This window comes from Streptomyces sp. NPDC089799 (assembly GCF_040684755.1).
Lineage (GTDB): Bacteria > Actinomycetota > Actinomycetes > Streptomycetales > Streptomycetaceae > Streptomyces.
The window spans coordinates 263,742-277,504 of record NZ_JBFBGR010000007.1; the positions used below are offsets into that span (position 1 = coordinate 263,742).

Below are 13,763 nucleotides of genomic sequence, written 5' to 3' on the forward strand. Positions count from 1 at the left end.
AGGCGCCGTAGCGCGAGACCCACTATACCCAACCTCGCTCGCGTGCGAGACGAACTGCCGTGTGCCGGTTCTCCGCGCCGAGCTTCGCGGCCGCCGCCGAGAGGTAGTTCCGGACCGTTCCCTGGGACAGCGCGGCCCGTTCGGCGATCTCCGCGATCGGCGCCCCGTCCGCTGCGAGTTCCAGGACCTCGGCCTCGCGCGCGGTCAGCGGGGAGTCCCCGGCGCTGATCGCGTCGGCCGCCAACTCCGGGTCCACGTACCGGCCTCCGCCGTGCACGGCCCTGATGATCTCGGCGAGCTTCTGCGCCGAGACGGTCTTCGGCGCGAAGGCCCGCACCCCGGCCGACAGGGCCCGCTTCAGGTGTCCGGGCCGGCCGTGACTGGTCACGATCATGGTCTTGCAGTCGGGGAGTTCGGCCCGCAGCAGTGTGGCGACACTCACACCGTCCGCGCCCGGCATCTGCATGTCCAGCACCGCGACGTCCGGACGGTGGGCCCGGGCCATCGCCAGCGCCTCGGGCCCCGACGCGGCCTCGGCGACGACCAGCAGGTCGTCCTCCAGGGCCAGCAGTGCGGCGACCGCGCCGCGGATCAGGTGCTCGTCGTCGGCCAGCAGTACGCGTACGGGGCTCACGCCCGCACCCCCCGTTCAGTGATCCCGGTGGTCCCGTTGACCCCGGTGGTCCCGGCGGCATCCGCCGCCCCGGTCCTCGACGGCCCGGGGATCCCGGGCCCGTCGGCCTCCTCGTGCCGCAGTGCCGCCACCGGCACGTGCGCCGTCAGCCGGAACCGGCCCCCCGCGACCGTCCCGGCCTCCAGCGTGCCGTCGAGCACCGCCAGCCGCTCCCGCAGCCCCGCGAGGCCCGAACCGGGGCGCCCGGAGGGCTCCGTGGGCGCGCCGTCGTTCTCGACGACCAGCGCCAGCCCGCCGTCCCGCTCCGCGGCCAGCCGGACCAGGCAGCTGCGGGCGTCCCCGTGCCGGAGCACGTTGGTGGCGGCCTCGCGGACCACCCAGCCCAGCACGGACTGCACCGCACCGGGCAGTGCCCGCCGGTCCGCCCATTCCAGCCGGCAGTCGATGCCGGCCGCGGCCAGCACCCCGCGGGCGCCCTCCAGCTCCACCGCCAGGTCCGCCTCCCGGTAGCCGCGGACCACGTCGCGCACCTCGCGCTGGGACTCCTGGGCGATCCGCTGGACCTCGACCATCTGGTCCACGGCCTCCGGCCGGCCGCGCCGGGCCAGCTGCACCGCCAGCTCGCTCTTGAGCGCGATCACCGCCAGGTTGCGGCCCATCACGTCGTGCAGGTCCCGGCCGAACCGGAGCCGCTCCTCGGCCACCGCCAGCCGCGCCTTCAACTCCCGGGACCGCTCCAGCTCCCAGACGGTCTTCAGCAGCCAGCACGAGAACCCGCAGGTGAAGCAGATGCTGGTGCCGCCGATCAGCAGCCCGACGGTGTAGCCGAGTGCGGAGGCCGGGTCCCCGCCGAAGGCGAATGCGGCCAGACCGACCGCCACGGCGACGGAGGGCACCGCCCAGAACGTCTGCCGCATGTTCCGCATCGCCAGGGTCAGCGAGCCGAGGCCGAAGACCACCAGGCCGCTGATCACGGTGGGGGCGATCTGCGGATCCCCCTTCTCCCGGACGGAGTCGAGGAAGAGGAGCAGCAGGGTGGCCACCGCGGACACCGCGGCCAGTGCCACGGCCGGCCGCACCGGCCGCTCCCGCCGGTCCAGCGCCCAGTCCAGTCCCTGCTTGGACAGCACCCCGCACAGCACGGCGTGTCCCGCGACCAGCAGGGCCACGACCAGGTCGAGCGGTCCGGGGCTGCCGCCGGCCGACAGCACGGCCAGTCCGAGGGCCAGGATCTCGATCACCACGAAGCTGTGGAAGGACCACCGCGTGTACAGCTCGACCTTGGCCGCACTGGTGCGGCCGGTCCACCATCGGGTCAGCCCGGTCACCGGCCGACACCCCCCGTTCCCGATTCCGGCGGTCCGCCGCGGCCTAGCGCCGCGGTTCCCAGCGGAACCACCGCTGGACAGCAAACACGGTGATCATCATCCAGGCCAGGGTGACGACGGCCGCGGTCAGCAGCTCCTTGCCGTCCCCGGTGCCCGTCCACCCGGACCGGACCAGGGTCATCACTCCGCTCAGCGGCAGCAGTTCGCACAGCGTGGCCAGCTTGCCGGGCATGTTGTCCAGCGGCACGAACAGGCCGGAGCCGAGCGAACTGATCAGGAACAGCGGCAGGGTGGTGATGCCCGCGCTCTCCACGTTGCGGGTGAAGGCACTGGTCAGCGCGGACATCCCGGCCAGCATCAGCACGGCCGCGAGCACGCCCGCCACCAGCAGCAGCGGGTTGTCGGGGGTCCCGGCGTCCAGGGCGAGGGCACCGGCCACCGCCAGTACGGTCACCTGGACCAGCGCGAGGACCACGGCGGGCAGCGCACTGCCGGCGAGGATCTCCAGGTCCCCGGCCTCGCCGGTGCGCAGCCGCTTGAGGACCAGCTCCTCGCGCCGGGCCACGTAGGCCGAGACCAGGCTCATGTAGACGACCAGGAGCAGCACCATGCCGATGCCGCCGGTCACGGTGGCCGCGCCGAGGGCGGAGGCGCCGCCCTCCAGGTCGACCCCGCCGAGCGAGTTCCGCAGGATGAGGACCATCACCAGCGGCATCATCAGGGCGATGGAGAGCGTGGCCCGGTTGCGGACCAGCAGGGTCAGTTCGGAGCGGCCGAGGGCGAAGAGCCGGCCGGGGTTCAGGGTCAGCGTGTTCATCGGGCGCTCGCCATCGTGTCGGTGCGGTCGGTGCGGTCGGTGGATCCCGTACGGCCCGTGGAGCCGGGGGAGCCGGCCCTGTCGGCCGAGGTGCCGCGCCGGCTCTCCGCGATCTCCAGGAAAGCCTCCTCCAGCGAGGCGGACCGGGCGTCCAGGCCCAGGAGTTCCACCCCGGCCTCCTCGGCCCAGCGCAGCAGCACGCCCAGCGAGTCCTGCAGCCGGTCGGTGCGGATCTCCACCCGCCGGCCCTCGGCCGCCGCGCGCAGCGACAGCGGGAGCCGCGCCGCCGGCACTGCCTCGGGGAGCGTGAACCGGATCCGGGACGGCCGGGTGGCGGTCACCTCGGCCGGGGTCCCGGACAGCACCAGTTCACCCTCGTGCAGGATCGCCAGCCGGTCGGCCAGTTGCTCGGCCTCTTCCAGGTAGTGCGTGGTCAGCAGGACGGTGGTGCCTTCGGCGCGCAGCGTGCGGACCAGCTCCCAGGTGTCGCGCCGCCCCTCCGGGTCCATGCCGGTGGTGGGCTCGTCGAGGAAGAGCACCTCGGGCCGCCCCAGCAGGGCCAGGGCGAGGTCCAGCCGCCTGCGTTCGCCGCCGGAGAGCTGCTTGACGCGCACGGCGGCCCGTGCGGCCAGGCCGACCAGCGCGAGCACCTCGGCGCCGGGCCGGGCGCCGGTGGTGACCCCGGCCCACATCCGGACCGTTTCGGCGACCGTCAGGTCGGACGGGAATCCGCCCTCCTGCAGCATCACCCCGGTGCGCGGCCGCACCTTGGCTCGGTCCCGGTACGGGTCGAGTCCGAACACCCGGACCCGGCCGCCGCTCGGCGCGGCCAGTCCCTCCAGCAGCTCGACGGTCGAGGTCTTGCCCGCTCCGTTGGTGCCGAGCAGGGCGAAGACCTCGCCCGGGGCGACGGAGAAGGAGATGCCGCGGACGGCCTCGAAGCCTCCGGTGTAGCCGCGGCGCAGGTCGGTGACGTCGATCACGTGCTGGTCGGTGTGGGTCATGGATCCAGATTCCGGCCGGATCCGCGCCGACAGCAGTGCGCCGTGTCATGAACACCGATGACAAATGTCATGGGAGTGGCGGAGAACGCAGAAGACCCCGGTCATGATGACCGGGGTCTTCTTTACCGAGCGGACGACGAGATTCGAACTCGCGACCCTCACCTTGGCAAGGTGATGCTCTACCAACTGAGCCACGTCCGCATGCATCACGCGCCGCACCCTCTTTCGAGAGGTGCACCGGCGGTGCGAGCACCACTCTACCCGATCCACCGAGGTGGTTGGCAAAGAGATGCAGAGCGGGTGACAGGAATCGCACACTGCGCCTTCCCCCTGGAAGGGGGATGTTCTGCTACTGAACTACACCCGCACGACTTCAGGGCTTCTGACCTGCTGGTCTCTGGCCCCTCGGCGTGATCCACACACTAGCGGATGGAACCGGGTGCTTGGCAAATCGGCGGTCAGTGCGCCGCGTTGTAGGCCTCGTAGACCTTCTTGGGGATCCGGCCGCGCGGCGGCACCTCCAGGTTGTTGGAGCGGGCCCAGGCACGTACGACCGCCGGGTCCGGCGCCAGGGAGGTGTGCTTGTAGGTCTTGCCGGAGCGGGCCTGCCGGCGGCCGGCGGCGACGAACGGCGCGAGGCTCTTACGCAGTTTCTTTGCGTTGGCGGGATTGAGGTCGATCTCGTACGACTTACCGTCCAGCCCGAACACGACCGTTTCCGCTGCTTCTCCGCCATCGATGTCGTCGGAGATCGTGACTACTACGCGCTGCGCCACGGATATCGGCCCCTTCGTGCGACATCCGCGCCTCTGACGTGCGGGTATGTCGACCATGTGGATGTTTTGTAACAATGCGCCTTTCCCGGTTGAATCCCGGGGATTCCTTTGTACCGCGATTTCCGGCGCATTGCGACGCTCAGTTAATTATCTCCGCGTGTCCCGCCGCAATCCCGGGCGGGAGGTTTTCCGGTGGATTTTGCGAAGGGTTGGCGAAGTGGAGGATATCTACCCGCGTAGAAAATCCGGGCGGGTACGCTGAGGGAACCGCCTTGCACCAACCACCTCATCGGGAGTGCCAGTGGCACGCGTCGTAGTCGACGTCATGCTCAAGCCGGAGATCCTCGACCCCCAGGGCCAGGCGGTGCAGCGTGCACTGCCGCGCCTGGGCTTCGAGGGGATCGCCGACGTCCGCCAGGGGAAGCGCTTCGAACTGGAAGTGGAGGGCCCGGTCGACCAGGCCGCCCTCGACCGCATCCACAAGATGGCCGAAACGTTCCTCGCCAACACCGTCATCGAAGACTTCACCGTGAAGGTCGAGGCCTGAGGGTGACCACTCGCATCGGTGTCGTCACGTTCCCCGGAACGCTCGACGACCGTGACTCGCTGCGCGCCGTCCGCCTCGCGGGGGCGGAGCCGGTCTCGCTGTGGCACCGCGACAAGGACCTGCACCAGGTCGACGCGGTCGTCCTCGCGGGCGGCTTCTCCTACGGCGACTACCTGCGCGCCGGAGCCATCTCCCGCTTCTCGCCGGTGATGGAGACCGTCATCGAGCAGGCCAGGGCCGGCATGCCGGTCCTCGGCATCTGCAACGGCTTCCAGGTCCTCACCGAGGCCCACCTGCTGCCGGGGGCGATGCTCCGCAACAACCACCTGCACTTCATCTGCCGCGACCAGAAGCTGCGGGTGGAGAACGCGGAGACCGCGTGGACCGGCGACTACACCGCCGGCCAGGAGATCTCCGTACCGCTCAAGAACATGGACGGCCGGTACGTCGCCGACGAGCGCGTCCTCGACGAGCTGGAGGCCGAGGGCCGCGTGGCCTTCCGGTACGTGGACATGAACCCGAACGGGTCGCTCCGCGACATCGCCGGGATCACCAACGCCGCCGGCAACGTCGTCGGCCTCATGCCGCACCCCGAGCACGCGGTCGAGCCGCTGATCGGGACCGGCCGCACCGACGGCCTCCCGTTCTTCACCTCGGTCCTGAAGAAGCTGGTCAACGCATGAGCCTCGACACGGTCAAGAACGCGACGGAGACCCCGGACGCGGCGCAGCCCTGGAAGGAACTCGGCCTCAAGGAGGACGAGTACGCCCGCATCCGGGAGATCCTCGGCCGCCGCCCCACCGGCGCCGAGCTCGCCATGTACTCCGTCATGTGGTCCGAGCACTGCTCGTACAAGAGCAGCAAGGTGCACCTGAAGCAGTTCGGCGAGAAGGTCCCCGAGAACGACGCCATGCTCGTCGGCATCGGCGAGAACGCCGGCGTCGTCGACGTCGGCCAGGGCTACGCGGTCACCTTCAAGGTCGAGTCGCACAACCACCCGTCGTACATCGAGCCCTACCAGGGCGCGGCCACCGGCGTCGGCGGCATCGTCCGCGACATCCTCGCCATGGGCGCCCGCCCGGTCGCGGTCGTGGACCCGCTGCGCTTCGGCGCGGCCGACCACCCCGACACCAAGCGCGTCCTGCCGGGCGTGGTCGCGGGCATCGGCGGCTACGGCAACTGCCTGGGCCTGCCCAACATCGGCGGCGAGGTCGTCTTCGACTCCTGCTACCAGGGCAACCCTCTGGTCAACGCCGGCTGCATCGGCGTGATGAAGCACGAGGACATCCACCTCGCCAAGGCCTCCGGCCCCGGCAACAAGGTCATCCTCTACGGCGCCCGCACCGGCGGCGACGGCATCGGCGGCGTCTCGGTCCTCGCGTCCGAGACCTTCGACGACACCAAGCCCACCAAGCGCCCCGCCGTCCAGGTCGGCGACCCCTTCCAGGAGAAGCTCCTCATCGAGTGCACCCTGGAGATCTTCAAGGAGAAGCTGGTCGCGGGCATCCAGGACCTCGGCGGCGCCGGCCTGTCCTGCGCCACCTCCGAGCTGGCCTCGGCCGGCTCCGGCGGCATGCGGGTCGAGCTGGACACCGTCCCGCTGCGCGACGCGACGCTCTCGCCCGAGGAGATCCTCATGAGCGAGTCGCAGGAGCGCATGTGCGCGATCGTCGAGCCGCAGCACGTCGACCGCTTCATGGAGATCTGCGAGAAGTGGGACGTCATCGCCACCGTCATCGGTGAGGTGACCGACGGCGAGCGCCTGGAGATCTTCTGGCACGGCGAGCAGATCGTGGACGTGCCCCCGGGCACCGTCGCCCACGAGGGCCCGGTCTACCACCGCCCGTACGCCCGCCCCGACTGGCAGGACGCCCTCCAGGCCGACGACGCGGGCAAGCTGCCCCGCCCGCAGACCTCCGAGGAGCTCCGCGCGCAGGTGCTGGCCCTGGTCTCGTCCCCGAACCAGGCATCCAAGTCCTGGGTCACCGACCAGTACGACCGCTTCGTGCAGGGCAACACCGTCCTCGCGCAGCCCGAGGACGCGGGCATGGTCCGCATCGACGAGGAGTCCAACCTCGGCGTCGCCATGGCCACCGACGGCAACGGCCGCTACGCCAAGCTCGACCCCTACACGGGTGCGCAGCTGGCGCTGGCCGAGGCGTACCGCAACGTCGCCGCGACCGGCGCCAAGCCGCTCGCGATCTCCGACTGCCTGAACTTCGGCTCGCCGGAGGACCCGGGCGTCATGTGGCAGTTCGCCGAGGCCACCCGCGGTCTCGCGGACGGCTGCCTGGAGCTGGGCACCCCGGTGACCGGCGGCAACGTCTCCCTCTACAACCAGACCGGCGACGTCGCCATCCACCCGACCCCGGTCGTGGCGGTCCTCGGCGTCATCGACGACGTCAACCGCCGTACGCCGATGGCGTTCGCGGAGGCCGGCCAGCTGCTCTACCTGCTGGGCGACACCCACGCCGAGTTCGGCGGCTCGGCGTGGTCCCAGGTCGTCCACGACCACCTCGGCGGCATGCCGCCCAAGGTGGACCTGGCGCGCGAGAAGCTGCTCGCCGAGATCCTGATCTCCGCCTCCCGCGACGGCATGATCGACGCCGCGCACGACCTGTCGGACGGCGGCGTGGTCCAGGCGCTCACCGAGTCCTGCCTCAAGGGCGGCAACGGTGCGCGCGTGGTGGTCCCGGAGGGCCTGGACGCGTTCACCTTCCTCTTCTCGGAGTCCGCGGGCCGGGCCGTCGTGGCCGTCCCGCGCAGCGAGGAGCTCCGCTTCACCGACATGTGCGGCGCGCGCGGCCTGCCCGCCGCCCGCATCGGTGTGGTGGACGGCGACGCGATCGAGGTCCAGGGCGAGTTCACCCTCCCGCTGGCCGAGCTCCGCGAGGCCCACGAGGCGACCATCCCGGCCCTGCTGGCCTGAGGTCCCGCCCCCGTGGCGGCCTTCACGGCCGCCACGGGCCCGGCCCGGAACCGCACGGTTCCGGGCCGGGACCTCCGGCGTTCCGGGGCGGGCCTGCGGAAGTTCCGCGAGCGGCCGTTCCGGGGCGGAAGCGGCTGTTGCCGTTCCGTGGCGGAAACCCGCTTATCCGCGCCGTCTCCCGTCCGGATACTGACGGCGTGAGCGACCCCGTCAAGTACCTCCCTCCCGCCGCGATACCCGACGGCGGCGCCGCGGCCTGGCCGCTGCCCGAAGCCGAGCGCTGGCTGAAGGCCCGTACCCCCGTGCTGTTCGCCCCCGCGGTCACCTCGTGGGTGCTCGTACCGCTGGTGCTGCACGCGGCCGTACTGCTGGGCTGGAACGAGGACGAGGTCACCCGCGGCACCGTCTGGGACGGCTACGCACCGGCGGTGCTGCTGATCGCCCTGCCCCTGTGGTTCCGTTTCCTGCCGGGGGCCACCGTGGCGGCAGCGGCCGTGCTGGCCGGCACCGCCGCCCTGGACCTCCGGACACTCCCCGCGGCCGATTCCGCCGGGCGGGCGGGCAACTGGCTGGTGCTCGCGCTGGCCCTCTGGACGGCCACCGGCGCACTGCTGCGCCTGCGGGCCCGCCGGAGGCAGCGCGCCATCGCGCTCGCCGTGGCGGGCGAGGCCCGGCACCCGCTGCCGGAGGACCTCCCGGTGGGCCACCGCAAGCGCGGTCTGGACATGCTCCTGACCGGCGGCGGGCTCTGCCTGGCGGCGGCCGCCCTGCTGGTCTGGGCGCTGGCCGAGGACCTGGGCGCCGCGGAGCCGGGCTCCTACGACGGCACCGGTCAGCAGATCCTGGCCCTGCTCCTGCTCGTTCCCGGCACCACCGTCCTCGGCCGCGGCGCCACCGCCCGCGCCGCCGCCCGACGACTGCACCGCGGCCCCCAGCCCGTCCTCCGCATGGGAGTGCGCTCCCGGTTCGGGGTCGACTGGGTCTATCCGGACGCCCGCACCACCGACACGCGCCCGCTGCTCACCTACGCCGACCGCTTCGCCAACGGCCACACCCGGGGCAACGGCAGGCTGCTGCTCAGCGCCTCCGAGGAACACCTGCGCCGCAAGCACCACGACATCGACTCCTCCGCAGAGCCCTACGAGGTGCTGCTGTACGGGCTGCCGCACGAAGGTGCCGAGCTGGTGCTGGAGCACGCCGAGTACGGGCACTCCGGCACACGGCTGCGCTCCGCGGCCAAGGCCGCGCCCGCCCGCGACCTCTACCGCAAGGACAGGTACCGGTGGCGGGCGGCGGGCTCCTCGTACCGCATGAAGAGGCGCAGGCAGGAGGCCGAGGACAAGGAACGGCGCCGCAAGGCGGGCGCCTCCTCCTCGGGCGGCTGCGGTTCCTCGTCGGGCTGCGGCAGCTCCTCCGGCTGCGGGAGCTCCTGCGGCAGCAGCTGCGGGGGCGGCTGCGGCGGCGGGGACTGATCGGGCAGACTCGCGGCATGCCACCGAAGACGCGCAGCTACGACCCGGCCCGGACCAAGGCGGCCGTACTGGCCCAGTTCGGCCATGTCGCCGACGCCGTACGCGGACTGACCGGGGAACAGCTCGCCGCCCCCTCGGGCGTCGGGGAGTGGACCGTACGGGACCTCGCCGCGCACATCGCGTGGGCCGTGGGCTCGCTCGCCGGAGCCGCCGCCCGGCCGCCGGCGGAGAAGGCCGAGCTGACCGTACGCACCTGGCCGTTCGCCACCGAGCCCCTCGCGGACCGCATCTCGGGCGCGCACCGCAGGGACGGGGAAGAGGACGGGGCGGCGGACCTGGACGCCCTGTACGCGCGGACCGGGGAGCGGTTCACCGAGCTGCTCGGCGTGCTGCCCGGGGACCGGCTGCTCGCGCTGTGGATCGGCGGCATGACGGTGGCCGACTTCGTCGTGACCCGGGTGGTGGAGCTGGTCGTGCACACCGACGACCTCAACCGGGCGCTGGGGCTGGAGATCCCGCTCGACCGGCAGGCGCTGGCGGCCTGCGTACGGGTGCTGGCCGACGCGCTCGCGGAGAAGGCTCCGGGGGGCGCGGTGGAGGTGCGGATCCCGCCGTTCGCGGTGGTCCAGTGCGTGGAGGGTCCCCGGCACACCCGGGGCACCCCGCCGAACGTGGTGGAGACCGACCCGCTGACCTGGATCCGGCTCGCGACCGGGCGCACCGGGTGGGCGGCGGAGCTGGCCGAGGCGCGGGTCAGCGCCTCCGGGGAACGGGCCGACCTGGCCGGCCTGCTGCCGGTCATGAGCTGACGGGACGGGCCGGCGGAACCGGTTGCCGGGCGGCCACGTCGGAGGGGCATGAGGATCCCCAGCCGAACCTCCCGAGCCTCCCGAACCTCCCGGTCCAGCCGATCCGGTCGATCCGGCCGAACCTCCCGAGCCGTCCGGACCGTCCCCGTCCTCCTGGCCGCCGTACTCGCCCTCGCCTCCTGTGGTGACGCGGGACAGGACCGTCCCACCGGCCCGGAAGCCGGGCGGACCCTGACCGAGGGCACCTGGTCGGTCGAGTCGCTGAGCGTGGGCGGCCGCACGCTGGAGGCACCCCCGCAGGCCGAGATCAAGATCGGGCCCGGGGCGGCGGAGGCGGACGTCGCCTACGGCTGCAACGGCGGGGTCGCCGAACTGTCCGCCGAGGACGACGGCCGGGCCGTCACGGTGAAGCAGGGCCCGCGCACCATGACGGCCTGCCCGGACCTCGCCTTCGAGAACGCGTTCGCCGACCTGTTCAAGGGCCGGCTGGCGGTCGCCCGCACGGGCGACGCCCTGACCCTGACCGCCCCCTCCGGGGACCGGATCTCGCTCGGCTCCGCGCCCCGCCCGCCGGCTCCGACGCTCACCGGCACCCGCTGGAGCGTGGACTCGCTGATCACGGGCGAGACCGTGTCCTCCGTGCCGGCCGGCGCGGAGGGCCGGGCCGAGCTGACGATCGCCGCCGACGGGGCGGTGACCGGCAGCCTGGGCTGCAACCGCTTCAGCAGCAAGGCGGTGGTCGACGGCCGGGAGATCACCTTCGGTCCGGTCGCCGCCACCCGGATGGCCTGCACGGGCCCGGCCGGAGAGGTCGAGCGGGCCTTCTCCGCACTGCTCCGGCGCGGGCCCCTGCGGTACGCCGTCCAGGACGACGCACTCACCCTGACCGCGGCCGACGGCACGGGCCTGCGCGCGAAGGCCCGCACGGGGCGATGAGGGACTGGTCAGACGTGGGCGGTGCCGCCGTCCCGCGCCATGGCGGCGGCCACGGCGCGGCGGTTCGCCGTCCACAGCTCCTCGGACACCTTGGGCAGGGCCTCGTCCCACAGCGGGAGGCAGCTGCCGCGGAACTGCAGCACGCCCTCCGGCCGGGCGAAGAAGAACAGGTGCAGGTGCGCCCCGCCGTCGCCCCACCGGTTCACGTGCACCCGGGCGATCCCGCCGAGCGAGAGCAGGGCCCGCTCGACCCGCTGGATCATCGGACCCAGCTCCGCGGACCGCTCGGCCGGCAGGTCGGACAGGTCGTGGTGGCCCCGGGGCACCAGCTTGACGATCGCCGGCATGGCGCCGTGCTCGTCGACCAGCCGCCAGTGGCCGTCCGTCCACAGGGAATCGGCGTCGGTGAAGGAGCACGGCACGCAGCCCTCCGGACCGTGCTCCCCGTTCCGCGGGGGCTCCGGCAGCGTGGGTGGCTGCAGGGCCCGGACGCGGATGTCCCCCTCGTAGGGGAAGACGTCCCATTCCTGGATGCCTTGGTCCTGGAAGGGAAGGGCCTCTCCGATCGGGAGTTGCCGCAGGTACGCGCTGGGTTCGGTCATGCGGTGATCATGACAGCGGAAGATCAGCCCGGGTAGGGCAGCAGCGTGCCGTCGGTCTTCTCCCAGGCCGCCCGCAGCTCCGCCAGCCGGGCCGGCTGCACGGCGGCCTTGTCGGCCTGCTCGCGGACGTCCCCGGCCAGGTCGAAGAGCTGGTCGCGGCCGCTCTTGCCGCGGTAGTACTTCCAGTTGCCGCGGCGCAGCGCGCGCTCGCCGCGCACCCGCCAGAACAGGTCCCGGTCCGGGGCCCGCTCGCCGCGCAGCAGGTAGCCGGCCAGGCTCGCGCCGTCCAGCGGGTACGCGGGATGCGGGCGGGCGCCGGCGAACTCCAGCAGGGTGGCGGTCCAGTCGGGGGTCACCAACGGGACCCGGCTGGCCTGGCCGCCGTCGATCCGGGCGGGCCAGCGCAGGATGTTGGGGACCCGGATGCCGCCTTCCTGGAGGGAGGCCTTGTTGCCGGACAGCGGCCAGTTGTGGGAGAAGCGCTCGCCGCCGTTGTCGCTGGAGAAGACCACGACGGTGTTCTCCTCCTGCCCCGACCGCTTCAGGGCCTTGAGCACCTCGCCGACGGACCGGTCCAGGTCCTCGACCATCTCCGTGTACTTCTCGACGGAGCCGCCGTCCTGGTGCCACAGGGCGCGGCCGTCACCGGCCTTGATCCGGCGGGTGATCTCGGCGCTCTGCTCCGTGTCGCCGTCGGCGATCCACGGCCAGTGCGGGGTGGTGAAGTTCAGGTTGAGCAGCCAGGGCTTGGCGTCGCGGCCGCGCGGGCGGGAGACGTACTCGCTCGCCCGCTCGGTGATGATCCGGGTGTAGTAGCGCAGGTCCTTGTACTCGGCGTCGCCCTCGTAGAGGTCGTACTCGCCGCCGAGGCCCAGCTTGGAGTAGTACTCCAGGGCGCCGCCGAAGTTGCCGAAGAACTCGTCCCAGCCGGACCGGGTCGGGCTGTAGTCGGGCAGGTAGCCGCAGTGCCACTTGCCGATCAGCGCGGTGGCGTAGCCGGCGTCGCGGAGCAGGGACGCGAGGGTGGGGTGGGTGGGCTCCAGGCCGGCGGACTTGTCCGCGATCGGCTCGGCGAGACCGCCCTTCGTACGGCCGGGGTAGCGGCCGGTGTAGAGGCTGAAGCGGGTGGGGGAGCAGGTGGCGGAGCCGGAGTAGGCGTCGGTGAAGCGGACGCCCTGGCGGGCGAGGCGGTCGAGGTTGGGGGTGTTGATGTGCGGGGCGCCGTACGAGGACAGGTCGGCCCAGCCGAGGTCGTCGCCGAGGATGAAGAGGATGTTGGGGCGTCGGGAATGGCGTCCGCGGGACGCGACGAAGTCGCGCTCGGCGGGGCCGGTGCCGGTGCCGGAGCCGGGGGCTGCGGCGGCCGGGCCGGCCGCGCCTATCGCCGCCGCGGCGGCGGTGGCTCCGACGGCGCCCACGGCGCCACCGAAGGCGCGGCGCGACAGGGGGGAGGGGGACGGGCTGTTGTGGCTGGACACGGGTGTGCGTACTCCTGGGCAGGACGGGTGGGTTGACGTACGTTGCGCTCCCGCTGCGCGGCGCCTTTCCCCACCCCGCCCCTTTCCCGAAACCGTGGCCTGCGGCCCCGGACCCCGCTCCACAGCGGTGTCAGGGGCGCGGGGAACCGCGCGACCGGCCACGGCCGGCCCGCGGACGGACACGGGGGCAGGGCCCGGAACGGGGTCCGGGGCAGAGCCCCGGTTGCGGGAAGGGGCGGGGAGGGGAAATGCCCCGCAGGGAACGCCCTACGAGGGCCGACAGAGCCCGCCCACGGGACGCCCGAGGCGGCCCCGGGCAGACCGAGGCAAGGCGCAGGATCGCTGCACCACACCGGGGTTACGCCGGAAGCCCGCAACAGGGCGACGCGGAGGACGCCCGCGCCGGGCTACAGGCCGACTGCGGCCGAGCG

13 protein-coding genes and 2 tRNA genes are annotated in these 13,763 nt (G+C 72.7%); 6 read left to right on the forward strand and 9 right to left on the reverse strand.

The features are described 5' to 3' along the window. Window positions 1-22: 22 nt before the first annotated feature. The 7 genes from AB0O36_RS10185 to AB0O36_RS10215 all read right to left on the reverse strand — a co-directional run bounded on the left by AB0O36_RS10185 (window position 23) and on the right by AB0O36_RS10215 (window position 4,559). On the reverse strand, window positions 23-634 hold the full coding sequence (locus AB0O36_RS10185) for a response regulator transcription factor (RefSeq protein ID WP_365106802.1): 612 nt from the start codon (window positions 632-634) through the stop codon (window positions 23-25). Next, window positions 631-1,962, reverse strand: coding sequence for a histidine kinase (locus tag AB0O36_RS10190; RefSeq protein ID WP_365106805.1), 1,332 nt, complete (start codon window positions 1,960-1,962; stop codon window positions 631-633). Before AB0O36_RS10190 ends, AB0O36_RS10185 begins: the two co-directional genes overlap by 4 nt. A 43-nt stretch (window positions 1,963-2,005) precedes the next feature. Then, window positions 2,006-2,779, reverse strand: coding sequence for an ABC transporter permease (locus AB0O36_RS10195; RefSeq protein ID WP_365106808.1), 774 nt, complete (start codon window positions 2,777-2,779; stop codon window positions 2,006-2,008). Further along, window positions 2,776-3,783, reverse strand: coding sequence for an ABC transporter ATP-binding protein (locus tag AB0O36_RS10200; RefSeq protein ID WP_365106811.1), 1,008 nt, complete (start codon window positions 3,781-3,783; stop codon window positions 2,776-2,778). Before AB0O36_RS10200 ends, AB0O36_RS10195 begins: the two co-directional genes overlap by 4 nt. 128 nt (window positions 3,784-3,911) lie before the next feature. Continuing rightward, a tRNA-Gly gene (locus AB0O36_RS10205) sits at window positions 3,912-3,984 on the reverse strand. 94 nt (window positions 3,985-4,078) lie between these two features. Next, window positions 4,079-4,150: transfer RNA gene (locus tag AB0O36_RS10210), tRNA-Gly, on the reverse strand. 91 nt (window positions 4,151-4,241) lie between these two features. Then, window positions 4,242-4,559: an Lsr2 family protein gene (locus AB0O36_RS10215; protein ID WP_365106814.1), complete on the reverse strand. Its 318-nt coding sequence runs from the start codon at window positions 4,557-4,559 to the stop codon at window positions 4,242-4,244. Between the two features lie 295 nt (window positions 4,560-4,854). Here AB0O36_RS10215 and purS point away from each other — a divergent pair, with 295 nt between their 5' ends. From purS to AB0O36_RS10245, 6 genes are all read left to right on the forward strand, one after another. After that, window positions 4,855-5,106: a phosphoribosylformylglycinamidine synthase subunit PurS gene (gene purS / locus AB0O36_RS10220; RefSeq protein WP_008740952.1), complete on the forward strand. Its 252-nt coding sequence runs from the start codon at window positions 4,855-4,857 to the stop codon at window positions 5,104-5,106. A gap of 2 nt (window positions 5,107-5,108) precedes the next feature. After that, the gene (purQ, locus tag AB0O36_RS10225; protein ID WP_365106817.1) at window positions 5,109-5,789 is read left to right on the forward strand and encodes a phosphoribosylformylglycinamidine synthase subunit PurQ; all 681 of its coding nucleotides are present in this window, start codon (window positions 5,109-5,111) and stop codon (window positions 5,787-5,789) included. Then, window positions 5,786-8,035: a phosphoribosylformylglycinamidine synthase subunit PurL gene (gene purL, locus AB0O36_RS10230; RefSeq protein WP_365106820.1), complete on the forward strand. Its 2,250-nt coding sequence runs from the start codon at window positions 5,786-5,788 to the stop codon at window positions 8,033-8,035. Before purQ ends, purL begins: the two co-directional genes overlap by 4 nt. 197 nt (window positions 8,036-8,232) lie before the next feature. After that, window positions 8,233-9,507: a hypothetical protein gene (locus tag AB0O36_RS10235; RefSeq protein ID WP_365106823.1), complete on the forward strand. Its 1,275-nt coding sequence runs from the start codon at window positions 8,233-8,235 to the stop codon at window positions 9,505-9,507. A 17-nt stretch (window positions 9,508-9,524) separates the two neighbouring features. Further along, the gene (locus AB0O36_RS10240; protein ID WP_365106826.1) at window positions 9,525-10,316 is read left to right on the forward strand and encodes a sterol carrier family protein; all 792 of its coding nucleotides are present in this window, start codon (window positions 9,525-9,527) and stop codon (window positions 10,314-10,316) included. Between the two features lie 48 nt (window positions 10,317-10,364). Continuing rightward, window positions 10,365-11,252 carry an META domain-containing protein gene (locus tag AB0O36_RS10245; protein ID WP_365106829.1) on the forward strand — a complete coding sequence of 296 codons (888 nt, stop codon included), beginning with the start codon at window positions 10,365-10,367 and terminating at the stop codon, window positions 11,250-11,252. An 8-nt stretch (window positions 11,253-11,260) separates the two neighbouring features. Here AB0O36_RS10245 and AB0O36_RS10250 read toward each other — a convergent pair whose 3' ends face one another. Together AB0O36_RS10250 and AB0O36_RS10255 are read right to left on the reverse strand one after the other, a co-directional pair. Continuing rightward, a complete protein-coding gene (locus AB0O36_RS10250) occupies window positions 11,261-11,854 on the reverse strand; it encodes a hypothetical protein (protein WP_365106832.1) in 594 nt (197 codons plus the stop codon). 23 nt (window positions 11,855-11,877) lie between these two features. Then, entirely contained in the window at window positions 11,878-13,332 is a 1,455-nt protein-coding gene (locus AB0O36_RS10255) for a sulfatase-like hydrolase/transferase (protein WP_365106835.1), read from the reverse strand. Between the last annotated feature and the right edge of the window lie 431 nt (window positions 13,333-13,763).